This window comes from Crossiella sp. NPDC003009 (assembly GCF_053591555.1).
In genome coordinates, this window is the sequence record NZ_JBSFUA010000054.1 from 21,616 (window position 1) to 44,664 (window position 23,049).

19 protein-coding genes are annotated in these 23,049 nt (G+C 69.7%); 7 read left to right on the forward strand and 12 right to left on the reverse strand.

Going from position 1 to position 23,049, the window contains the following annotated elements; genetic code table 11:
• Positions 1 to 12: 12 nt before the first annotated feature.
• Positions 13 to 906, reverse strand: a complete 894-nt coding sequence (sucD, locus tag ACWDY5_RS35650; protein WP_449726532.1) for a succinate--CoA ligase subunit alpha — start codon at positions 904 to 906, stop codon at positions 13 to 15.
• Between the two features lie 4 nt (positions 907 to 910).
• Positions 911 to 2,083, reverse strand: a complete 1,173-nt coding sequence (gene sucC, locus ACWDY5_RS35655; RefSeq protein WP_449726533.1) for an ADP-forming succinate--CoA ligase subunit beta — start codon at positions 2,081 to 2,083, stop codon at positions 911 to 913.
• Positions 2,084 to 2,205: 122 nt separating this feature from the next.
• Here sucC and ACWDY5_RS35660 point away from each other — a divergent pair, with 122 nt between their 5' ends.
• From ACWDY5_RS35660 to ACWDY5_RS35670, 3 genes are all read left to right on the forward strand, one after another.
• Complete coding sequence (locus tag ACWDY5_RS35660; protein WP_449726534.1) at positions 2,206 to 3,549, forward strand: MFS transporter; 1,344 nt, start codon at positions 2,206 to 2,208, stop codon at positions 3,547 to 3,549.
• Positions 3,550 to 3,788: 239 nt separating this feature from the next.
• The gene (locus ACWDY5_RS35665) at positions 3,789 to 4,553 is read left to right on the forward strand and encodes a GntR family transcriptional regulator (RefSeq protein ID WP_252482648.1); all 765 of its coding nucleotides are present in this window, start codon (positions 3,789 to 3,791) and stop codon (positions 4,551 to 4,553) included.
• 108 nt (positions 4,554 to 4,661) lie between these two features.
• Entirely contained in the window at positions 4,662 to 4,865 is a 204-nt protein-coding gene (locus ACWDY5_RS35670) for a hypothetical protein (RefSeq protein WP_449726535.1), read from the forward strand.
• Between the two features lie 74 nt (positions 4,866 to 4,939).
• On the opposite strand, the gene ACWDY5_RS35675 is transcribed toward ACWDY5_RS35670, so the two are convergent.
• From ACWDY5_RS35675 to ACWDY5_RS35705, 7 genes are all read right to left on the reverse strand, one after another.
• Entirely contained in the window at positions 4,940 to 5,974 is a 1,035-nt protein-coding gene (locus ACWDY5_RS35675) for a TerC family protein (RefSeq protein WP_449726536.1), read from the reverse strand.
• A complete protein-coding gene (locus ACWDY5_RS35680; RefSeq protein ID WP_449726537.1) occupies positions 5,974 to 6,528 on the reverse strand; it encodes a hypothetical protein in 555 nt (184 codons plus the stop codon). Before ACWDY5_RS35680 ends, ACWDY5_RS35675 begins: the two co-directional genes overlap by 1 nt.
• A 4-nt stretch (positions 6,529 to 6,532) precedes the next feature.
• Complete coding sequence (locus ACWDY5_RS35685) at positions 6,533 to 8,050, reverse strand: Nramp family divalent metal transporter (protein WP_449726538.1); 1,518 nt, start codon at positions 8,048 to 8,050, stop codon at positions 6,533 to 6,535.
• A gap of 114 nt (positions 8,051 to 8,164) precedes the next feature.
• Positions 8,165 to 10,303 carry an acetate--CoA ligase family protein gene (locus ACWDY5_RS35690; RefSeq protein ID WP_449726539.1) on the reverse strand — a complete coding sequence of 713 codons (2,139 nt, stop codon included), beginning with the start codon at positions 10,301 to 10,303 and terminating at the stop codon, positions 8,165 to 8,167.
• A 3-nt stretch (positions 10,304 to 10,306) separates the two neighbouring features.
• On the reverse strand, positions 10,307 to 11,536 hold the full coding sequence (gene frc / locus ACWDY5_RS35695; protein WP_449726540.1) for a formyl-CoA transferase: 1,230 nt from the start codon (positions 11,534 to 11,536) through the stop codon (positions 10,307 to 10,309).
• A 21-nt stretch (positions 11,537 to 11,557) separates the two neighbouring features.
• Positions 11,558 to 13,285 carry a thiamine pyrophosphate-binding protein gene (locus ACWDY5_RS35700; RefSeq protein WP_449726541.1) on the reverse strand — a complete coding sequence of 576 codons (1,728 nt, stop codon included), beginning with the start codon at positions 13,283 to 13,285 and terminating at the stop codon, positions 11,558 to 11,560.
• 220 nt (positions 13,286 to 13,505) lie between these two features.
• The gene (locus ACWDY5_RS35705; protein ID WP_449726542.1) at positions 13,506 to 15,257 is read right to left on the reverse strand and encodes a SelB domain-containing protein; all 1,752 of its coding nucleotides are present in this window, start codon (positions 15,255 to 15,257) and stop codon (positions 13,506 to 13,508) included.
• A 105-nt stretch (positions 15,258 to 15,362) separates the two neighbouring features.
• Here ACWDY5_RS35705 and ACWDY5_RS35710 point away from each other — a divergent pair, with 105 nt between their 5' ends.
• Genes ACWDY5_RS35710 through fdhD form a run of 3 tightly spaced genes read left to right on the forward strand, consistent with a single transcriptional unit; the run spans position 15,363 to position 18,690 of the window.
• Positions 15,363 to 16,355: a 2-dehydropantoate 2-reductase gene (locus tag ACWDY5_RS35710; protein WP_449726543.1), complete on the forward strand. Its 993-nt coding sequence runs from the start codon at positions 15,363 to 15,365 to the stop codon at positions 16,353 to 16,355.
• 54 nt (positions 16,356 to 16,409) lie between these two features.
• Entirely contained in the window at positions 16,410 to 17,855 is a 1,446-nt protein-coding gene (locus ACWDY5_RS35715) for an NAD(P)H-dependent oxidoreductase subunit E (RefSeq protein ID WP_449726544.1), read from the forward strand.
• Between the two features lies 1 nt (position 17,856).
• Entirely contained in the window at positions 17,857 to 18,690 is an 834-nt protein-coding gene (fdhD, locus tag ACWDY5_RS35720) for a formate dehydrogenase accessory sulfurtransferase FdhD (protein WP_449726545.1), read from the forward strand.
• Here the strand turns inward: fdhD and moaA are convergent.
• The 3 genes from moaA to ACWDY5_RS35735 all read right to left on the reverse strand — a co-directional run bounded on the left by moaA (position 18,687) and on the right by ACWDY5_RS35735 (position 20,881).
• Positions 18,687 to 19,685, reverse strand: a complete 999-nt coding sequence (gene moaA, locus ACWDY5_RS35725; protein ID WP_449726546.1) for a GTP 3',8-cyclase MoaA — start codon at positions 19,683 to 19,685, stop codon at positions 18,687 to 18,689. The genes fdhD and moaA overlap by 4 nt on opposite strands.
• A gap of 42 nt (positions 19,686 to 19,727) precedes the next feature.
• Positions 19,728 to 20,153 (reverse strand): alternative ribosome rescue aminoacyl-tRNA hydrolase ArfB, encoded by a 426-nt coding sequence (gene arfB, locus ACWDY5_RS35730; protein WP_449726547.1) that lies wholly within the window; start codon positions 20,151 to 20,153, stop codon positions 19,728 to 19,730.
• A gap of 155 nt (positions 20,154 to 20,308) precedes the next feature.
• Entirely contained in the window at positions 20,309 to 20,881 is a 573-nt protein-coding gene (locus tag ACWDY5_RS35735; RefSeq protein WP_449726548.1) for a hypothetical protein, read from the reverse strand.
• Between the two features lie 291 nt (positions 20,882 to 21,172).
• On the opposite strand from ACWDY5_RS35735, the gene ACWDY5_RS35740 reads away from it, so the two are divergent.
• Positions 21,173 to 22,954 carry a discoidin domain-containing protein gene (locus tag ACWDY5_RS35740; protein ID WP_449726549.1) on the forward strand — a complete coding sequence of 594 codons (1,782 nt, stop codon included), beginning with the start codon at positions 21,173 to 21,175 and terminating at the stop codon, positions 22,952 to 22,954.
• Positions 22,955 to 23,049 lie beyond the last annotated feature (95 nt).

Consider the following 23,049-nt stretch of genomic DNA (forward strand, 5'->3'; position numbering starts at 1 on the left):
TCGGACTTCTTCTTACACGGTCAGGGGTTTGAGGCACTCCCGCATCAGGCGAGCCGCTTCGCTGGGGGTCTTGCCGACCTTGACCCCGGCCGCCTCCAGCGCTTCCTGCTTCGCCGCGGCGGTGCCGGAGGAACCCGAGACGATGGCGCCGGCGTGGCCCATGGTCTTGCCTTCCGGCGCGGTGAACCCGGCTACGTAGCCGATCACCGGTTTGCTGATGTGCTCGGCGATGTAGGCCGCCGCGCGCTCCTCGGCGTCGCCGCCGATCTCACCGATCATCACGATGGCCGCGGTCTCCGGGTCGTCCTGGAAGGCCTGCAGCGCGTCGATGTGCGTGGTGCCGATGATCGGGTCGCCGCCGATGCCGACCGCGGTGGAGAAACCGAAGTCCCGCAGCTCGTACATCATCTGGTAGGTCAGGGTCCCCGACTTGGAGACCAGACCGATCTGGCCAGGGCCGGAGATGTCGGCCGGGATGATGCCCGCGTTGGACTTGCCGGGGGAGATGATCCCCGGACAGTTCGGCCCGATGATCCGGGTCTTGTTACCGGTGGCGCAGGCGTGCGCCCAGAACACCGCCGTGTCGTGCACCGGCACGCCCTCGGTGATCACCACGGCCAGGCCGACGCCCGCGTCGATGGCCTCGATCACCGCGCCCTTGGCGAAGCGCGGCGGCACGAAGACCACGGTGACATCCGCGCCGGTCTCGGCCATGGCCTCGGCCACCGAGCCGAAGACGGGCACGCTCACCCCGTCGAAGTCGACGCGCTGGCCACCCTTGCCGGGGGTCACGCCGCCGACCACGTTGGTACCGGTGGCGAGCATGCGCCTGGTGTGCTTGGAGCCCTCGCCGCCGGTCATGCCCTGCACGATGACCCTGCTGTGCTCGGTCAGGAAGATGGCCATCGAGTCACACCCCCGCCGCTGCCAGTTGGGCGGCCTTGTCGGCCGCGTCGTCCATCGTCTCCACCACGGTCACCAGCGGGTGGTCGGCCTCCGCCAGGATGCGGCGGCCCTCCTCGACGTTGTTGCCGTCCAGGCGCACCACCAGTGGCTTGGTGGCCTCCGCGCCCAGGATCTCCAGCGCGGCCACGATGCCGTTGGCCACCGCGTCGCAGGCGGTGATGCCGCCGAAGACGTTGACGAACACCGAGCGCACGTCGGCGTCGCCCAGGATGATCTCCAGGCCGTTGGCCATCACCTCGGCCGAGGCGCCGCCGCCGATGTCCAGGAAGTTGGCCGGCTTCACCCCGCCGTGCCGCTCGCCCGCGTAGGCGACAACGTCCAAAGTGGACATGACCAGCCCCGCACCGTTGCCGATGACGCCGACCTGGCCGTCCAGCTTGACGTAGTTGAGGCCCTTGTCCTTGGCCCGCTGCTCCAGCTCGTTCTCCGCGGCCCGGTCCACGAACTCGCCGTGTCCCGGATGCCGGAAACCGGCGTTCTCGTCCAGTGTCACCTTGCCGTCGAGGGCGAGAATGTTGCCCTGAGGGTCACGGACCAGCGGGTTGACCTCCACCAGGGTGGCGTCCTCGGCTACAAAGGTGTTCCACAGCTTCACCAGCACCGCGGCGACGTCCTCGGTCACCTCGGCCGGGAAGTGCGCGGCGGTCACGATCTCCCTGGCCTTGGCCAGGTCGACGCCGCTGATGGCGTCAACGGGCACCTTGGCGAGGGCCGCCGGATTGGTGGCAGCGACCTCCTCGATGTCCATCCCGCCTTCGACCGAGGCCATCGCCAGGAACGTGCGATTGGTCCGGTCGAGCAAGAAGGAGAAGTAGTACTCCTCGGCGATCTCCGAAGCGGGGGTCACCAGCACCCGGCGCACCACGTGCCCCTTGATGTCCAGCCCCAAGATGGCTCCGGCCTTGACTTCCGCGTCCTCCGGGTCGACGGCGAGCTTGACCCCGCCCGCCTTGCCACGGCCGCCGGTTTTCACCTGCGCCTTGACCACGACCCTGCCGCCCCACTCGGCCGCTGCCGCGCGGGCGTCGGCCGGATCCTCGACGACCCGCTGCGGCGGACCCACCGGGACCCCGTGCTGCGCGAAGAGATCCTTCGCCTGGTACTCGTACAGATCCACGCCGCCTACTGTATACAGTATGTGAGACCCAGCACCAGAGCCTGTGCGGATGGATTTCAGCAGGTCCCCAACCCAGCCACCGCGTGTATACTGCATACAGTATCTAGTAGAGGGAGATCACGATGACCACTCCCCCACCCAGTGAGCTCCGCGACTGCTTCGGCCGCGACTACCACGTCGGCCCTGCCGCCGAACTGCTGACCGGGCGTTCCCGGTCCTGGCAGCTGGTCCTGCCGCTGGCCGCGATGGCCGCCGCGGGCGTGCTCCAGTACTCCTTCGGCGCCCTGGTGCCCACGCTGTCCGCACTGCACGGCTGGTCCACGGCGCAGACCTGCTGGCTGCTGGCGCTGTGGATCGTGGCGCAGGCGGGCGTCGGCTTGCCCGTGGCCTATCTGCGGGAACGGGGGGTGGTCGGCCCGGTGGCCCTGGTGATGGCGGGCGCGGCGCTCTGCCTGACCGGTCCGGTGGCGCTCGGGCACGCGCCGAGCTACCTGGCCGCCCTGCTGGGCTTCTCGCTGCTGGGCGGCGCGGGCGCGGGACTGGTCTACGCGGTCAGCGCCTCCACCGTGGCCAAGTGGTTCCCGGACCGGTCCGCGGTGCGGGTCAGCCTGGTCACCGGCGCGTTCGCCTGCGGCGCGATCCCGTTCCTGCTCTTCGTCTTCCCCTCGGTGAGCACCACGAACCTGGTCCCGGTGCTCGACGGCACCGGCCTGGCGCTGGGCTTGGTGATCGCCGCGGCCGGGCTGTTCTTCCGCGACCCGCCGTCGAGCTGGTGGCCGCCGCACGTGGACCCGCGCGACTGGGCGCTCTCCCGCCGCCGCGGCCCCGGCTCGGCCAACCTGCCCGCGGTGCGCGAGTACTCCCCCGGCGAGGCGGTGCGCGACGGCGCGCTGCCCGCGCTCGCGGTGATCCTGTTCTGCGCCAGCGCGGTCACCCTGTTCACCGTGGCGGGCTTCGCCGCCTTCGCCACCGGGATGGCGCTGTCCGCGCCGGTCATCGGCGCGGCCACCGCGCTGCTGGTGGCGGCCAACGGGGTGGCCAGGGCGGTGGTGCTGCGGGTCTCCGACCGGATCGGCCGGGCGCGCACGCTGGCCGGCGCACTCACCGTGCTCGCGCTGTCACAGCTGGCGCTGGCCGCCAGCGCCACCGACCGCTCGCTGCCACTGCTGCTGACCGCGGCCGTGCTGGCCGGCGCGGGCGGGGCCTGCTACCCGATGGTGGCCAGCCTGGTCCGGGAGTACTTCGGGGACCGGCGGCACGGCGAGATACATGCGGTGGTCTACAGCGCGAAGGCCTTTGGCGGAATAGCCGGGGTGGGCCTGACCGCACTGGCCGTCCCTACTTCGGGGTACCCGGTACTTTTCCTACTTGCGGGAGGGCTCGCACTGTGTTCGGCACTGCTCTGCCGGCGCCTGCGGCAGCCTGGCCGTATCCCATTAGTCTGGACAACCGAGCGTGTCCGGTGATGTGCGCGGCCATTTGGGGCATTATGGACATCTGGACCGTGGCAGAAGGTCACCTACAGCGTGCAATCGGTGGGTTACTTTCCTAATTAGGTACTCGGTATGGGTGATCCAATGCTTGTGGTAGTCCTCACGCATTTCGGGCATATGGAACACTGTATGCTGTAGGCAGTCGACCGGGCACAATTAGATCAAGATCGGCACACCGGGCGAAAGCGCCCACCTCACCTCTGGAGCACACGATGTCGGAGCTTGCGCAGGGCACGGCCGCACGCCGGATCGATCGGCCGGTTCCCCTGCGGGAGCGGGTCTTCGAAGCCCTGCTCGACCTCATCATCACCGGCAGCCTCGCCCCCGGCCAGCACCTGGTCGAAGGCGAGCTGGCCGAGATGCTCGGCGTGTCCCGCCAGCCGGTCCGTGAGGCGCTGCAGTGGCTCAACAACGAGGGCTGGGTGGACCTGGTACCCGGTTACGGCGCGTTCGTGCACGTGCCGACCGAGCAGGAGGCCGACCAGCTGCTCGCGGTGCGCACCCTGCTGGAGACCGAGTCGGCGCGGCTGGCCGCGCTGAACACGGACAAGGAGGGTGTGGCCCGCCTGCGGGAGATCTGCCAGCAGGGCGAGGCCGCGGTGCTGGCCGACGACGTGGACGGCGCGGTGGCGGCCAACGCCGCCCTGCACCGCCTGGTCACCGAGCTGTCCGGGAACAAGGTGCTGCTGGAGCTGGCCGCCCAGGTCGACCGCAGGGTCCGCTGGTTCTACACCCCGGTCGCCCGCCAGCGCGGCAAGCAGTCCTGGCGGGAGCACCGCAAGCTCATCAGCGCGATCTCCACCGGCGACGCCGAGCGGGCCGCGGAGATCATGCGCGAGCACACCGACCGCACCCGGCAGTCCTACCTGGAGGCCCGGCAGAGCACGCAGGCCGCCACCCCCGCCCCCGAGGTGCCCCTGCGGCGCCGCAGGCGGACCGTGGCGCGCACCTCGCCCGCGGTGAAGCCCCAGGTCTAGGTCCCGCCGGCCGCGATCCCAGCAGGCGGACCGCGAGAAGAGTTTCCCAACACAGTCCCGAATGGCATCGACGCCCTCGGGTATCCCTTGATGTGAGGAGGTGTATTGATGATGCGCAAGTTCAAGCAGCTGCTGCGCTCGCTGACCGAGGAGCCCGCGGGCTACCGCGGCAGCCGCCCGATGGGTCTGGGCATGGCCACGGCGATGGCCGAGGCCAAGAAGAACCCGACCGCAGGCGTGGAGAACTACCTGCGAGGCCAGCGTGCCACCGCGACGAGGCGGGACCAGGGCCAGGAGGTTGCCTCCTCCTGACCCCGGCCACCCTTGTGCTCGCCGAAACCGCACTACCGCTCACTGGGTCCAGGGATAGCTCCAGTGGACGGAGGTCATCCGGTCCCGGTCTCGTCCAGCGCCGCTGAGCTGGACGAGGCCTGAGCCGACGGAACGGGCTCCGGTGCCGCGGTCGCGGCAGCGGCCCGCTCGGTCCGCCGGGATTTGATCACACTAGCAATGATGGTCACGGCCAGCGTCCCCACAATGAACGACAGCGACATCTGGATCGAGACGGTCGGCGCCCACGGCACGCCGGAGGTGTGCATGGCCTCCAGCACCAGCTTCACGCCGATGAACGCCAGGATCACGGCCAGGCCGATGGACAGGTAGACCAGCCGGTCGAGCAGGCCGCCGATCAGGAAGAACAGCTGGCGCAACCCCATCAGCGCGAACGCGTTGGCGGTGAAGACCAGGTACGGCTCCCTGGTCAGCCCGAAGATCGCCGGGATCGAGTCCAAGGCGAACAACAGGTCGGTGGTGCCGATCGCGACCATCACGATGAGCATCGGCGTCACCATCCGCCGCCCGTCGATCCTGGTCACCATCTTCGCGCCCACGTAGTCATCCGTGGTGGGCGCGAACCGTTTCACCGTGCGCAGCACCACGTTCTCGGAGAACTCCTCCGCCGCGTTCGGGTCCTGCCGGAGCAGCTTCCACGCCGTGTAGATCAAGAAGGCGCCGAAGACGTAGAACAGCCAGTTGAACCGGGACACCGCTTCCGCGCCCACCGCGATGAACACCGCACGCATCAGCAGCGCGATCACGATGCCCACCAGCAACACCTTCTGCCGGTACAGCTTGGGCACCGCGAACCTGCTCATGATCAGCATGAACACGAACAGGTTGTCCACCGACAGCGAGTACTCGGTGATCCAGCCGGCGAAGAACTCCCCGCCGTAGCGCGGACCGGCCAGCCACAGCACCCCGAGTCCAAAAAGGACGGCCAGGGTGACGTAGGCGACGGTCCAGCCCACACATTCGCTGAACGAGGGATCCCTCGGGTTGCGGGCGGCCAGGTAGAAGTCGAACGCGAGGATCGCGCCCAGACCTCCCACCGTGGCGAACCAGACCCAGGTGGAGAAGGTCATCAGGCTCCTCTGGCGGCCGCGCGAGCGGCACGGGCACGGGTCTTGGCCGCCCACACCGTCTCCGCGTGGGTCGCGTAGCGGGTGAATGCCTGGGCGGCCAACGGGTTCGTCGCGGCGAACCGCCGGAACAGCTGCGGGGCGAGGCGTTCGTGCAGCCAGATGAAGCCGATCGCGAACCCGGCGCTCACGATCCCTTGGTAGGCAAGGAATCCGAGCAGGTCCGCGGGCACCCGCAGCTCGCCGGCCACCACCAGTGGCAGCGCGACCTCCTGGATGAGCCTGCTCAGCGGGAACCCGATGAGCCAGAACACCGCGGCGGGCGCGAACACGCCGAGCCGGATGCGGCCGGTGGCCGCGCCGAGCCCGTAGAGCCCGCCGAGCAGGGCCAGCGGCAGGCCGAGGCCGAGCGCGGTGACCAGCGCCCAGCCAGGGGGCTGGCCGACGAGCAGGGCCAGCAGACCGGCGATCGAGCCGGCCAGCGCACCCACCAGCGCGCCGGGGGCGGCCAGTTGAGCGAAGGCACTGATGCGTGGCGGTTGCGGCGATTCACTCATGATGTCAGTCCAATACCACGCCGTAGGCGAACAGGGAGTAGAACAACCCGCTCAGGTAGAACACCGCGCCGAAGCCGATGATGACGTTGGTCCACCACTTCGGCCGGATCGGTTTGGGCAGCATCTTGTTGTTCACCAACAGCAACACGATGCAGTAGGCGCCCATGGCGAAGGCGGACAGGAACGCCAGGATGTCCAGGATCGCCGCCGGGCCCTTGGCCGGGCCCCACAGCAGGATGATGATGCCGAAGACGATCAGGCCCCACAGGAAGCCGGCGTAGAGCCGGGACATGCCGATCTTCTTCGCGCCGGGCACGAAGAAGTAGGTCATGTCGGCCTGGCCGCGGGAGAAGGAGTCGAACAGGCCCAGGGTGGCGTTCAACCCGATCAGCGCGATGAAGCCGAAGAACACCGTGCCCAGCGCGGGACCGCCGAGTGAGGAGAAGGCGTCGGCCATCGCGTTGAACGCGGCACTGCGGTCACCGGCCGCGATCAGCTCCTTCACGTTGGGGTTCTGCCTGGCCGCGGTTTGCGCCAGCACGGTGAAGGAGACCGTGACCAACATGGTCACGCCCCAGAACAGCAGCAGCGCGTCGAAGGTGACCCAGCGCCGCCAGCCCTTCCACTTGGCCATCTCCTCCGGGTCCTCGGTGTCGAACATGAAGCCACGGGCGGGCATCTGTTCGTCGGCGCCGGACTCGGCGCTGCGCAGGCCCTTGATCTTCGGGATGTGCGCGCCCATGCCGGCCCCGGAGTCCCGCAGGTGCAGCGTGTACCACATCTGCTGCATACCGGAGGGGCCGGCGAAGGCGATGGAGCCCACCACGATCGGGAACCACGTGGAGGTGAACATCTCGCTCGGGAAGTACCCGAAGGTGAACATGCCGCTGATCGTGCTGGCCAGGTCGCCCCAGGTGCCGACCAGTGCCGCCACCACCGCGGTACTGACCACCAGGATCCCGATGAGGACCGAGAGCACGTTCTCCAGCAGGTTGTAGATCACCTTGGCCAGGCTGAAGATCACCCCGACCAGGATCAGGCCGACGATTGCGCTGAGCTGCCAAGGTATTCCGGTGATGTTCTCCAGCGCCGACATGCCCGCGGAGAGATGGCCCGGCCAGATGTAGACCGCGATCGCGACCACGAAGAAGAACCACATGATCGGTTTGAACACGCGGGCCGCGCCGGCGAAGATGCTCTCGCCGGTGGCCATGGCGTAGCGGGCCATCTCCAGCATCACCACGGCCTGCAGGGTGACACCGATCAGGAACAGCCAGCGGATCTCCGGTCCGAAGATCAGGACCAGCCGGGGCCACATGTAGGACTCGCCCATGCCGACCCCGAGTGCCACCAGGAACACCGTGGGGCCGATCAGGTGCACCGACGGTGGCGCGTCGGGCAGCTTCCGGATGGGCATCGGATCGAGCCGACCGGCCCGCCACACGCGTTCCTGGCCGCCACCGGCGAGGTCGCTACCCCCGCTGGTGGCCGGCCCCGCGCTCGGGGTGTTCGAAGGATCCATGATGAGAAACCTCTTTCACGAGAACTCTCGGACTCCGCCCGTTGAACCTCCCTGGCCTGGTAGTAGGGGTCCCGCCTGGCCGACGGGACCCCGTACTACCGGTCAGCCGTCGGCCTACTTGTCGATCAATCCCGCCGCACGTGCCCAGCGGTACTTCGCACCCAGCACCGCGACCGGGAGCTCCGTGGTGTAGGGATAGGCGACAATACGATGGTCGAACAGGTATTCACTAGCCCGCTCCACCTCGGTGTCACCCGCCAGTGAGGCCACCACCGGCTTGTCGATGCCCTTGGCCCTGGCCTCGTTCACCACCCGCGCGGTGACCTCGGCGAAGACCATCGGCGGGGTGACGATGGTGTGCCAGTAGCCGAGGATGAGCGCGTGGATCCGCGGGTCCTCGAGGCCGAGCCGGATGGTGGCCTCGTAGGTCGACGGCGGTTCGCCGCCGGTGATGTCGATCGGGTTGCCCGCCGCCCCGAAGGGCGGGATGAACTTGCGGAACGCCTCGTCCAGGTCGGGCGGAATCTCCATCATGGACAGTCCGTTGTCGACACACGCGTCCGAGAGCAGCACCCCGGAGCCGCCGGCCCCGGTGATGATGACGACGTTCTCGCCCTTGGGCGTGGGCAGCAGCGGCAGCCCACGGGCATATTCCAGCATCTCGTTCAGCCCGGGAGCCCTGACCACACCCGCCTGGCGCAGGATGTCGTCGTAGACCTTGTCGTCACCGGCCAGCGCGCCGGTGTGCGAGCTGGCCGCCTTGGCCCCGGCCGAGGTGCGCCCCGCCTTGAGCACCACCACCGGCTTCTTCTTGGTCATCCGCTTGGCCGCCTGCACGAAGGCGCGGCCGTCCTTCAGGTCCTCCAGGTGCATGGCCACGCACTGGGTGTTCTCGTCCTGCTCGAAGAAGGTGAGCAGGTCGTCTTCGTCCACATCGGACTTGTTGCCGAGGCCGACGATGGCCGAGACACCCATCTTGGTGGTGCGGGAGAAACCCAGGATGGCCATGCCGATGCCGCCGGACTGGGAGGTCAGCGCCACCCCGCCCTTGACGTCATACGGCGTGCAGAAGGTCGCGCACAGGTTCTCCGGCGTGTAGTAGTACCCGTAGATGTTCGGGCCCAGCAGCCGGATCTTGTACTGGTGCGCGATCGCCACGACCTCGTCCTGCAGCTCGTGGTTGCCGGTCTCGGCGAAGCCTGAGGGGATGAGCACGGCGGCCGGGATGCCCTTCTTGCCGCACTCCTCCAGCGCCCCGGCCACGAACTTGGCCGGGATGGCGAAGACCGCCACGTCCACCTCGGCTGGCACGTCGCCGATGGCCTTGTAGGCCTTGCGGCCCAGGATCTCGTCGGCCTTCGGGTTGATCGGGAAGATGCCACCCTGGTAGCCGCCGTTGACCAGGTTCTTCATCACCGAGTTGCCGATCTTGCCGTCCTCGGCGGAGGCGCCGATCACCGCGATGTTCTTCGGCTTCATCAGCCGGTTCATCGCGGTGATGATCTCCTCGTCGGAGTAGACGTACTTCTCGGTGACCTCCCCGGTCTCCACCAGCACCCGGACGTCCGCGGCGATCGCGGAGTCCTTGGCCGCGAACACCGGGTTGAGGTCCAGCTCGCGGATCTCCGGGAAGTCGGTGACCAGGTCGGAGAGCCGCTTGACCACCTCGGCCAGCGCGTCCAGGTCCACCGGGTCGGCGCCGCGGACCCCGTGCAGGATCTCCACCGCCTTGATGTCGGTGACCATGGCCCGCGCCTCGGCCTGCGCCAGCGGGGCCAGCCGGAAGGTGACGTCCTTGAGGACCTCCACCAGCACCCCGCCCAGGCCGAAGACCACGATCTTGCCGAAGGTGTCGTCGGTGGTCGCGCCGATGATCACCTCCTGGCCCTCGGCGAGCAGCTTCTGCACCTGGACACCGGTGATGTCGGCATCGGCCTTGTACGCCTTGGCGTTGGCGATGATCTTCTCGTAGGAGGCGCGGGCGCCCGCCTCGTCGGTGACGCCGACGATGACGCCGCCGGCCTCGGTCTTGTGCAGGATGTCCGGCGAGACGATCTTCATGACCACCGGGAAGCCGATCTCGGCCGCCAGGCTCACCGCCTCGTCCGCGCTGTTGGCGAGGCCTTCGCCCGGCGTCGGGATGCCGTAGGCGTCACAGAGTCGTTTGCCCTCGGGGGCGGTCAGCGACTCGCGGCCCTCGGCGCGCGCTTTGTCCAGGACTTCGCGCACCGCGGCCCTGTCGTAAGCCACCATGGCTCAGATCACTCCGTTCGCCTTGAGCTGGGCCAGTTCCGGGACGGAAACCCCTAGCTCCTTCACGTACACGTCCTCGTTGTGCTCGCCGAGCAGCGGGGACCGCTCGACCTTGGCCGGCGAGTCGGACAGCTTGAGCGGCATGCCGACGGTCTTGAACGCCCCGCGCTCGGGGTGCTCCACCGTCACCACCATCTCGTTGGCCACCAGCGACTCGTCCTCGATCAGCTCCTTGGTGGACAGGATCGGTCCACAAGGGACGTTCTTGGCGTTGAGCAGGGCCAGCACTTCGCGCTTGGTGTGGTTGACCGTCCACTCCTCGATCAGCTGGAACATCTTGTCCAGCTTGGGCAACCGGGCTTCCGGGGTGGCCCACTCGGGGTCCTCGGCCAGCTCCGGCCGCCCGATCAGCTCGGCGATGGGCTGCCAGCCGACGGGCTGCACGATCACGTAGACGTAGTCGTTGGGCCCGCCCGGCTTGCACCGCACCGCCCAGCCCGGCTGGCCACCGCCGGAGGCGTTGCCCGAGCGCGGCACCTCGTCGCTGAACTCCTTGTTGGGGTACTCGGCCAGCGGCCCGTGGGCCAGGCGCTGCTGGTCGCGCAGCTTGACCCGGCACAGGTTGAGCACCGCGTGCTGCATGGCCACGGTGACCCGCTGGCCGCGCCCGGTGGACTCCCGCTGGTACAACGCGGCCAGGATGCCGGCCACGGTGTGGATGCCGGTGCCGGAGTCACCGATCTGCGCGCCGGTGGCCAGCGGCGGGCCGTCCTCGAAGCCGGTGGTGGTCATCGAGCCGCCCATGGCCTGGGCGACCACCTCGTAGGCCTTGTAGTGGGTGTAGGGCCCGTCACCGAAACCCTTGATGGAGGCGTAGATCAGCCTGGGGTTGATCTCCTGGAGCTTGTCCCAGGTGAAGCCCATCCGGTCCACCGCGCCTGGACCGAAGTTCTCCACCAGGATGTCCACATCGGACACGAGCTTGGTGAACAGCTCCTTGCCCTTGTCGCTCTTCATGTTCAGCGTGATGCTGCGCTTGTTGCAGTTGAGCATGGTGAAGTAGAGGCTGTCGACATCGGGGATGTCGCGCAGCTGCTTGCGGGTGATGTCCCCGCTGGGCGCCTCCAGCTTGACCACGTCCGCGCCGAGCCAGGCCAGGATCTGGGTGGCCGACGGCCCGGACTGGACGTGGGTCATGTCCAGGACTCGAACACCCTCAAGTGCTTGTCCCATAACCGAACTCCCCCTCCGGGCCTACTTGTACATGGTCTGGTTCATGGTTCCCGGCGCGTAGACGTCCGGGTCCACCCACACGTTGATCAGCGACGGCAGCCCCGACTCGCGGGCACGCTGCAGCGCGGGCGCGATGTCGGCGGGGTCGCGGACCTCCTCGCCGTAGCCGCCGAGGATCTTGGCGAACTGGTCGTAGGGCACATCGCCCAGGGTGTTGCCGACCCGGCCGCGGTCCTCGCCGTACTTGACGGCCTGGCCGTAGCGGATCTGGTTCATCGAGGAGTTGTTGCCCACGATGCCCACGAACGGCAGGTTGTACCGGACCAGGGTCTCGAAGTCCCAGCCGGTCAGGGAGAAGGCGCCGTCGCCGAAGAGCGCGACGACCTCCTTGTCCGGGCGGGCGTACTTGGCCGCCAGCACGAACGGGATGCCCACGCCGAGGGTGCCCAGCGGGCCGGGGTCCATCCAGTGGCCGGGCGACTTGGGCTGGACCACCTGGCCGGAGAAGGTGACGATGTCGCCGCCGTCGCCGATGTAGATGGAGTCCTCGGTGAGGAACTCGTTGATCTCGTGCACCAGGCGGTAGGGGTCGATCGGGTTGGCGCCGGACAGCTGCCGGGCCATCCGCTTGCCCAGTGACTGCTCCTCCACCGCGCGCAGCTCCTCCAGCCAGGCCTTGCGCCCGGTGGCGCCGTTGCTGACCCGGCCGGTGGTGGCCTGGAACACCTGGGAGAGCACCATGCCGGCGTCGCCGACGATGCCCAGGTCGATGTCGCGGTTCTTGCCGACCGTGCGGTAGTCCAGGTCGATCTGCACCACGGTGGCGTCGGCGGAAAGCCGCTTGCCGTAACCCATCCGGAAGTCGAACGGGGTGCCCACGATGATGATCAGGTCGGCGTTGGTGAAGGCGTAGCGGCGGGAGAGCTGGAAGTGGTGCGGGTCGCCGGGCGGCAGCGTGCCGCGGCCGGCGCCGTTCATGTAGGCGGGGATGTTGAGGCCGCGGACCAGGTCGATGGCCGACTCGGTGCCCCGAGTGGTCCAGACCTGGCTGCCGAGCAGGATGCACGGCTTCTCCGCCTTGGTCAGCAGGTCGGCCAGCTTCTCGATGTCGCCGGGGTCACCCGCCGAACGGGTGGAGGCGCGGTAGTGGCCGGCCTTGGGGATGCGGGCCTTCTCGATGGGGACCGAGGCGTCCAGCACGTCCCTGGGAATCTCCAGGAAGGACGGGCCGGGCGCGCCGTGGTAACACTCGCGGAAGGCCATCGAGACCAGGTCGGCCGCGCGTGCGGTGTCCGGCACGGTGGCGGCGAACTTGGTGATCGGGGCCATCATGTCCACGTGCGGCAGGTCCTGCAGTGAGCCCATCTTGTGCTGGCTCAGCGCGCCCTGGCCGCCGATGAGCAGCATCGGGCTCTCCGCGCGCAGCGCGTTGGCGACCCCGGTGACCGCGTCGGTGGTGCCCGGTCCCGCGGTGACTACCGCGCAGCCCGGTTTGCCGGTGATCCGGGCGTAGCCGTCGGCCGCGTGCGCGGCCACCTGCTCGTGCCGGACGTCGATGACCTCGATGCCTTCGTCTACACAGCCGTCGTAGATGTCGATGATGTGGCCGCCACACAGAGTGAACACCACGTCGACGCCTTCGGCCTTGAGAGCCTTCGCCACCAGATGGCCGCCCGAGATGAGACCTTCTCCGGTCTCCTTCACCTCGACCTGGCTGGCGCTGGGCAGAGCCTCGGCAGTCTGCGCCATAGGTGCGTCATCTCCTCACGTCGCTGCCCGGTCGCCTGCTCTGGGTCGACTCGGGCTGTGTTTGGTGGTGACTGGTGAAGGCCGACGTTGCGCGGACCGCACACCACTCGATCCCCATACTGCATACCGTATGGTGGTTTAGTGATACTCCGTCGGAGTAACGTTGTCCAGAGTCCGCACGTCAGCCGCTCGGCGGAATTCACCCGCCGAGGTCCGTTCATCAGTCGTGTTCCGGGCGAATCCGGCGTCTGCTGTCGGGTAGCCGGATCGTGATCCGCCGGGTGTCCAGCAGTTCCAGCAGGGGCACCGCGACCCGGCGGGAGGTGCCCAGCGCGGTTCGGGCCGCGGCCACGGTGAAGGGCTGTGGGAGCGTGCACAACACCGCAACCGCCCGTTCCACCGCATCCGGTCCCAGGTAGACGCCGTCGGCCAGCCGGAGCAGCAGACCGGTGCGCACGGCGGCCGCGAGCGACTTGGGGGTCAGTCGCAACGCGGCGAGTTGGTCGGCCTCCGGCGCGCTGAAGGGACTGCTCACCAGCTCGGCGCGCAGCTTCTCCACCGCCTGCCGCACCGGCTGCGGGAGCTCGGTCCCACCTTCGGTCAGCACCAGTCGGCCCTGGTTGATCCGCACACCGAGGTCACGAGCCGCTCTCGCCACCGGTTCGAGCAGTCTTCGGTGTGGCAAAGCCAGCAGTGCCACCGCTTCCGCCTTGGGCACGCCGGGGTCATAGGGTTGTTCGCGCGCACGGGCACGCACCAGGGCGGCCAGTCGCTGGCACAGCTCGTCCAGCTTGGCCGGGTCGATCAGCCAGTCCCCCGCTCTGGGCGCGACCGGCAGCGCGCAGCCCATGGCCAGCAGGTCACCGGCCTTGACCAGGCCGCGCCTGCGCAGCTCATCGCCGCCGTTGGGGATCGCTGACCGACTCATCAGTTCGAGGCCCCGCGCGGCCAACTGGGTCTCGGTGGCCAGCTCCGGCGGCAGGATGTCCAGCACGGTGCACCCGGCCAGCACCTCCGCCGGCCCGCGCAGCAGCGCCTTGTCGCCGATGCGCAGCGGCAGCGGCTCGCTCAGCCGCAGTCGCGCGATGTCGCCGTCGAGCACCCGGAGGAACACCGGCTGCCGGGCCGAGCCCAGCCCCAGCTCCAGGTGGCCGTGCACCCCGCCCAGCTTGCGGCCGGGCAGCGGGCGCAGCCGCACGTCGACCACCTCCACGTGCCGCCACCGGCCAGGGGTCACCAGCGCGGTGCCGGTGAACGACTCATCCGGTTGCGCCTCGGGCAGGTGAACCGTGATCCGGGCGGGAGCGGACATCGCGGACACCTGATGCCCCAACGACTCCAGCCCGCCCACCCGCAGCCACCGGTCCTGCGCGCCCACGGCCAGTTCCGCGTCCCGCTCGATCGATCCGGCCAACAGGGTGCCGGTGACGAGCACGCCCTTGTCCTCCGCGCCAGCCTCGGCGCAGCCATCCACCCACAGCCGCACCGGGACCTCCGGTGGCGGCGGCAGCGCGGCGGCCAGCCGGTCCAGCACCAGGCGCAGCCGGTCGATACCCGCGCCGGTGCGCGCGCTGACCACCGCGGACTCGATCCGGCCGAGCGCGCCGGTGGCCATGGCCCGGCGGGTCCGCCGCAGCACCGGGCCGGGATCAGCCAGGTCGGACCGGGTCACCACCAGCAACCCGTGCCGGATGTCCAAGGCCTGCAACGCATCCAGCTGCATGGCCAGCTGTTCCGACCACTCCTGGTCGGCCGCCACCACGAACACCACCGCCTCCGCGGTGGCCACGCTCGTCAGGACCGCCTCATCCGCGCGGTCTACCAATGCCAGCACCCGCCCCGAGGGCAGACGTGCCCACGGATCCCGTCCGGTGAGCGCGCGCACCAAGGTGGATTTGCCTGCTCCGGCGCCTCCGGCGGTGGCGACCACGCGCATCGGCGGGGGCGAGTGGAACCCGAACCCTTCAGGCACCGCAACGCCTCCTCACCCACGCGGTCGTGCCGCGTGCGGCCCGTTGACCGGGCTACTCCATACTGTATGCTGAATGAGTTGTCGACACAAGAACAGGAGAGTGATGTGCGAATCGCTGTTCTTGGTGCCGGCGCCATCGGCGCGTACGTGGGTGCAGCCCTGCACCGCGCCGGAGCGCAGGTTCATCTCATCGCCCGCGGTGCGCACCTTTCGGCCATCCGCGATGCCGGGGTTCGGGTGCTCTCCGACCGCGGCGACTTCCATGCCACCCCACACGCAACCGATGACCCGGCCGAGGTCGGCCCGGTGGACCACATCTTCCTAGGTCTGAAGGCGAACTCGTACGCCGCCGCAGGCCGGATGATCGAGCCGCTGCTGCACGAGCGCACCACCATCATCGCTGCGCAGAACGGGATTCCGTGGTGGTACTTCCACGGTCTGCCCGGCCCCTTCGAGAACCACCGCATCAACAGTGTGGACCCCGACGGCGCGGTCAGCGCCGCTCTCCCGGTCCAGCGGGCCATCGGCTGCGTGGTCTACGCGGCCACCGAGATCGAGGCTCCCGGCGTGATCCGCCACCTGGAGGGCACCCGCTTCTCCATCGGCGAGCCGGACCGGTCGATCTCCGCCCGCTGCCTGGAGTTCTCCACCGCGATGATCGAAGGCGGGCTCAAGTGCCCGGTGGAGGCCGACCTCCGCCGGGACATCTGGCTCAAGCTGATGGGCAACATCGCGTTCAACCCGATCTCCGCACTGACCCGCTCCACCATGGCCGCGATCTGCAGGCACCACGACGCCAGGCGACTGGTGGTGTCGATGATGCGGGAGACCCTGGAGGTCGCCCGACGGCTGGGGTCCCGCCCGGAGATCTCCATCGAACGACGGCTGGCCGGAGCCGAGAAAGCCGGCGAGCACAAGACTTCCACGCTCCAGGACCTGGAGAAGGGCAAACCCCTGGAGCTGGACGTCATCCTGGCGGCGGTCGTCGAGCTCGCGGAGCTGACCGGCGCTGAAGTTCCCACGCTCAGAGCGATCCACGCGATGGCCGACCTGCTCAACGCATCGGTGACCAGGCAGCCTGCCGCCGTCGCTTCCTGACGGGCCCGGCCCGTCACTCTCCCTCCCACCTGCCTGACCTCCCGGGGGCAGCTCATGGATTCCCGTTTTCGTGACGCCGCACCCTCCGCTGAGGAACGCGCGGCCATCGATGTCGTGCTGGACCCGTCGTCCTCCGGTCGGAGTGACGGCGGGCCCACCGCCAATCCGCACGACGCGCTGTTGCCCGCCCTGCACTCCCTCAACGACCGGGTGGGCTGGATCAGCGAGGCGGCACTGGACTACCTGTCCCGCCGCCTGACCCTCTCGGCTGCCGAGGTCTTCGGCGTGGCCACCTCGTGCGCCCTGTTCTCGCTGCGGCCCCGGCCGCGCCGGGTGCTGCACGTCTGCGCCGGACCCGCTTGCCGCGCAACGGGTTCCACTCCCCTGTGCCGGACCCTGGAACGTCGCCTGGGTCCGGCCGACCGCCCGGCGGGCGGGGTGCTCTGGCAGCCTTCGCCCTGCCTCGGCCTGTGCGAGCGCGCACCGGCCGCCCTGGTCTTCGAGGCCGGTGACCCGCCGCGCACCGCGGTCACCGCACCGTCCACTGTGGACTCGACTGTCAGCGCCGCGCTGGACCTGCGGCACGCCCAGCCGGAACCCCCGGCCGAGGCCGCCGTGCCGCAGGCGGGCGCGGAGCACCTGGTGCTGCTGCGCCGGATCGGCCAGGTCGACCCGGCCAGCCTGTCCGACTACCTGAACACCGGCGGCTACACCGCGCTGCACCACGCGCTGCGGATGGGCCCGGCCGAGATCATCCGCCTGGCGCTGGAGTCCGGCCTGCCCAGCAGGGACGGGGCCGGGGTGCCGGTGGCCAGGAGCTGGGAAGTCCTTGCCGGGCAACGGAACCGGCCGCATTACCTGGTGTGCGACGCCGATGAGAGCCATCCCGGCTCCTTCGCCGACCGGGTGCTGCTGGAGGGCGATCCGTTCGCGGTGGTGGAGGCGATGACCATCGCGGGCATCGCCACCGGCAGCCGCCACGGCTACCTGCACCTGCGCGGGGAGTACCCCCGTGCCCATCGCGTGGTCACCGAGGCCGTGGCCCAGGCCAGGGAGAAAGGCCTGCTGGGCCGCAACATCCTGGGCTCGGGTCTGAGCTTCGAGCTGGAGATCCGGCGCGGCGGCGGCACCTATCCCGGACGGCGCGGCGAGCCGAGGAGCACCCCGCCGTTCCCGGCCGAACCGGTGCTGCTGGGCAAACCCACCGTGGTGCACTCGGTGGAGACCCTGGTCGCGGTGCCCCCGGTGCTCACCGGTGTGCCGGTGGCCAACCGGCTGTACTGCGTCTCCGGCATCGTCCGCATGCCGGGGGTGTACGAGCTGCCCCGCGGCAGCACCCTGCACCGACTCCTCGCCGCGGCCGGCGGCGTGCGCACCGGGTGCACGCTGCGCGCCGCGCTGGTCAACGGCGTGCTCAGCCGCCCGGCCGCGCTGGACCGGCAGCTACCGGCCGCGGGTCCCGGTTCGGTGGTGCTGCTGGACGAGGAGAGGGAGCACTGACATGGGCCGCCGCATCGCCCGCCGTATGATCACCCGCCTGCGCGCGGACACCCGCAGCCGCCGCCTGGATGACCTGGTGGTGGAGGAGCCGCTGGAGATCCGGCTCAACGGCGCGCCGCTGTCGATCACCATGCGCACTCCCGGCCACGACTTCGAGCTGGCCGCGGGCTTCCTGGTCAGCGAGGGCGTGCTCGGCGCGGCCGGTGACGTCGCGGGCATCGCCTACTGCCCCGGCGCGAGGACCGAGGGCGGCAACACCTACAACGTCCTGGACGTCACCCTGGCCGCACACGTCCCGGTCAGCGAGTTCTCCTTGGCGCGCAACGTCTACACCACCTCTTCCTGCGGGGTGTGCGGCAAGGCCAGCCTGGACGCGGTGCGCACGGTGGCCCGCTGGAGCATCCGCGAGGACCCGATCCGGCTCGACCCCTCGGTGCTGCGCGCCCTGCCCGACCGGCTGCGCGCGTCCCAGCTCCTGTTCGAGCGCACCGGCGGCCTGCACGCGGCCGCACTGTGCACAGTGGACGGTGAGCTGCTGGCGGTGCGGGAGGACGTGGGCCGGCACAACGCGGTGGACAAGCTGCTGGGCTGGGCGCTGTTGCAGGACCGGCTGCCGCTGCGCGAGACCATCCTGCTGGTCTCCGGCCGGGCCAGCTTCGAGCTGGCGCAGAAGGCGGTGATGGGCGGCATCCCCGCCCTGGCCGCGGTGTCCGCCCCGTCCTCGCTCGCGGTCGAGCTGGCCGAGGAGACCGGCCTGACCGTGATCGGCTTCCTGCGCGGCGCGTCGATGAACGTCTACACCGGAGCTGATCGCTTGCGGGAACCGGTCGGCTAACCGCCGATCGCGCTCATCGGCCGGTCCGGCTGGGCGAACTCCGGCCGGTCGATGCCGTGCCCGGCCGGCTTGGCCCACATGGCTTTCCGCCACAGCTCGGCCAGCTCGGTGTCATCGGCCCCGCCGCGCAGCGCGGCGCGCAGGTCGGTCTCGGTGTGCGCGAACAGGCAGGACCGGACCTGGCCGTCGGCGGTGAGCCGGGTGCGCGCGCAGTCGGTGCAGAACGGCCGGGTCACCGAGCCGATCACGCCGACGGTGTCCGGGCCGCCGTTGACCAGCCAGCGTTCCGCCGGCGCCGAGCCCCGCTCCCCCGGCTCCGGGGTCAGCTCGAACTCCTGGCGCAGCAGGCCGAGGATCTCCTCGGCGGTCACCATCGCCGACCGGTCCCAGCCGTGTTGCGGATCAAGCGGCATCTGCTCGATGAAGCGCAGCTGGTAGCCGGCGGCCAGGCAGAACCGCAGCAGTGGCGCGGCCTCGTCCTCGTTGATCCCGCGCAGCAGCACCGAGTTCACCTTCACCGGCCCCAGTCCGGCCTGCTGGGCCGCGCGCAGCCCGGCCAGCACGTCGGGCAGCCGGTCCCGCCGGGTGATCCGGGCGAAACGCTCCGCCCGCAAGGTGTCCAGCGAGACGTTCACCCGGTCCAAGCCTGCCGCCGCGAGCGCGCCGGCGGTCTTGGCGAGTCCCAAGCCGTTGGTGGTCACCGCGATCCGCGGCCGGGGCGTCAACGCGGCCACCCCGGCCACGATCTCCGGCAAGTCCCGGCGCAGCAACGGTTCCCCGCCGGTGAACCGGACATCGGTGACACCGAGCTCATGCACCGCGATCCCGATGAGCCGGACGAACTCCGCGCCGGTCAACAACTCCGGCTTCGCCAGCCAGTCCAGGCCCTCGGCGGGCATGCAGTAGGTGCAGCGCAGGTTGCACTTGTCGATGAGGGAAACTCGCAGGTCCGTCGCGACTCGACCAAACGAGTCCAGCAACCCAAGCCCGGTCATCTGCATATCGTATGCCGAAAAGCCGACGAGCAGTACGTGACCTCAGTCCCCCGTCGCGCGCCGGTCCCGCTTCAGCGCCCCGCGCTGGTGCTTGGCGGACAGCCGCCGTTCCCTGGCTCCCCGGCTGGGCTTGGTCGCCCGCCGCGGCGGGGCGGGCGGCAGCACCGCGTCCCGCAGCAGGCTGGCCAGCCGTTCCCTGGCCGCCTTGCGGTTGGCCAGCTGGGTCCGGTACTCCGAGGCCGCGATGGTGACCACGCCGTCCACCAGCCGCCCGGCCAGCCGGGCCAGCGCACGCCGCCGGAGGTGCTCGGACAACGCCCGCGACTCCGCCACGTCGAAGGACAGCTCAACCCGGCTGTCGGCGGTGTTGACGCCCTGTCCGCCAGGCCCGGAGGACCTGGAGAACCGTTCACTCAGCTCCGCGCCGGGGATCACCAGCGCGGCGTTAACCCGCAGGTCCTCGGCCATACCTCAAGGATGCCTCACCGTCCGCGGGCTCACCAACCGATTAGGTCCTGTCCCGTGGATCTCGTGCGTGAGCGCCGGAGTCCAGGTCGTTCCTGGCGGTGCCGCCAGCGACGGGGTGGGCCCGGCGATCGCGTGCGAGATCCACGGGACAGGACCTACGCTCCGTCGGTGATCGCCGGTCCCTCGTAGAGCAGCGCGCCGGAGCCGTCGAACACCCGGACGGTGCACGCGCGCAGCCGCTCGGTCGCCTCGGCGGAGCCCGCCCAGATCGCGTCCATCTTGTCCTCCACCGGCGCGGTGCCGTCCACCCTGGTCCGGCTCAGATCCAGGTCCACCGCGAAGGTGCCCGCAGCGACGTGGGCCGGGTGGACCGTGCCGTCCTCAGTGACCAGCTCCAGCCTGGCTGCCCCCGGGGCGAGGGTCCCGGTCACCGCCGGCGCCCTGCTCATGATCGCGTACGGGCGCTCGGTGAAGTCCCCGCCGAACCCGGTGGACAGGATGGTGAACAGGGTGTCCTGCTCACCGCGGAAGACGCAGGTGCCGTCCACGCCGGACTCGTTCCGGATCATCACCTCCCCCCGGTCGGCGCCAGCCCCGAACCGGGCACCGGCGCGCCACCCGGCATGGGACACCTCCTCCACCGGTGTGCCCGCGATCTCGGCGGCCCGGTAGGCCGCGGCGAAGATCCGCATCTCCACCAGCTCCCGCTGGACCTGCTCATCAGACATGGGTGGCATCAGCACGCCTCGACTTTCCTGTGTCCACAACGAATAGGCCGAATGGCCTACCAGTGCAGCATCACCCGCCCGGCCGGGACTTCACCTCGGGGTTGCCCCTGAACTCCCCCGGAGCCGCGAGCCCCGCCGATCCGGTGAAACCTCGGCTGTCCGGCCCCCTCCGATCGCACTATATCGATACACAACCCGCGCTTTCCGGTCTAGACCTCCGATGACCTCTTGCCTCCTCGCCGCGCCCGCCGGTACCCCTGAACCGCACCCGCCGCGCCGAGGAGGCACCTGATGTCGACACCCGTCCGGCGACGTTCCGTCATCGTCGTTCTGTTCTCCGTGCTCGCCCTGCTCGGTGCCGGGGTGACCCCGGCCGCCGCCGAGGTGGTGCACCCGCGCCAGGACTGGCTGCGCGCCTCCACCGCCGGGCTGTTCCTGCACTGGGGGATGCGCACCTCGCCCGGCTACACCAGTTGTTCCGCCTGGGAGAACGCGATCACCGCCGGTGGCTGGAGCCCGGACTACTGGATCACCGAGGCGCGGAAGCTGCACGCCCAGTACCTGGTGCTGGCCTCCTTCCACAGCAGGCTGGGCTACGGCAAGGCGTGGCCCTCCGCGGTGCCCGGCAGCTGCGCCACCAAACGGGACTTCGTCCGCGAGCTGCTGGACGCGGCGGGCAAGCGGGACATGAAGGTCATCATGTACATGACCGACGATCCCCAGTGGCACCAGGAAGGCAGGCCCTCGGGCAGCTGGCTGGACTCGGCCGCCTACTCCCGCTACAAGGGCCGCAGCGTGGACATCACCACCAGGGACGGCTTCGGCGAGTACAGCTACGACAGTATTGTCGAAGTGGCGCAACGGTATCCGGAACTGGCCGGGTTCTGGATCGACAACGACAACGCCTACTGGGAGCGCAACGGCCTCTACGAGCGGGTGCGCAAGGAACGGCCGCACTTCCTGCTCAGCAACAACAACGAGGACACGCCGATCATGGACACGATCAGCAACGAGCAGAAGACCGGCATGTCCCCGGGCTACGACTATCCGCAGGCGGTCTACACCGCCGCACCCCGGCTGATCGAGGCCTGTTTCAAGCTGCCCTCCACCGGCCCCTGGTGGCACAACGGCTCCGACTCGGCGGTGGACTACCAGCTGACCATCGGCCGGTACGTGACCAACCTCGGCTCCGACGTCAAGGCGCTGATGGCCGAGACCGCCATGGTGAACGGGAAGTTCCCGGCCAAGCAGGCGGCGTTCAACAACTTCCTCAAGGGCTACTTCGACCAGATCCGCGAGTCCATCCACGGCGTGCACGGCGGCGGCTACGGCCACGGCGGGCTGAAGCCGGGGTTCTGGAACGACGGCGCGCACGGCGTCACCACGGTGGCCAAGGACAACCCGGACCGGCACTACATCCACGCGCTCACCCGCCCCTCGGGCAGCACACTCCGGTTGCGGGACAACGGCTACCGGGTGCTCAAGGTGACCAACCTGCGCACCGGGGCCCCGGTGCGGTTCAGCCAGGCCAACGGTTCCCTCACCCTGACCGGCGTCACCGACTGGGACCAGTACGACACGGTCTTCCGGGTGGACACCGGCGGCCGCACCGGCGTGTACCCGGCCGGCTCGGTCACCGTGACCGCCTCCGCCTCGGCCGCCGGGCACGGCCCCGCGTTGCTCAACGACGGCAACCACGCGACCTACTGGGACAGCGACAAGACCACCCCGGTGTCCCTGCGCTTCGACCTGGGCGCGCGCAAGCCGGTGCGCTACCTGGCGCTGAACCAGCGGGAGGACTCGGTCAGCTACGCCCGCTCGGCCACCGAGCAGTCCGCCCGGATCAAGGACTACCGGGTCTACGTCAGCGAGGACGGCGCCAACTGGGGCTCCCCGGTGGCCTCCGGCCAGCTGCCCAGCCACCGCGGCGTGTCCTTTGTGGACATCCCGCAGACCACGGCCCGGCACGTCCGCCTGGAGGTGGTCAGCACCTGGGCCGCGGCCAGCGACGGCAAGCGGCACAAGCAGCTGCGGGTGGACGAGGCCTGGCTCGGCTCAGCGCACGTGAGCTGACCCAGCGCGACCAGTCGGCCACCGGCGGTGCGCCCGGCTCTGGCCAGTCGGCCGAGTGACCTTGGCCAAAAGTCCGAGCCGGACGCGCCGCCGCT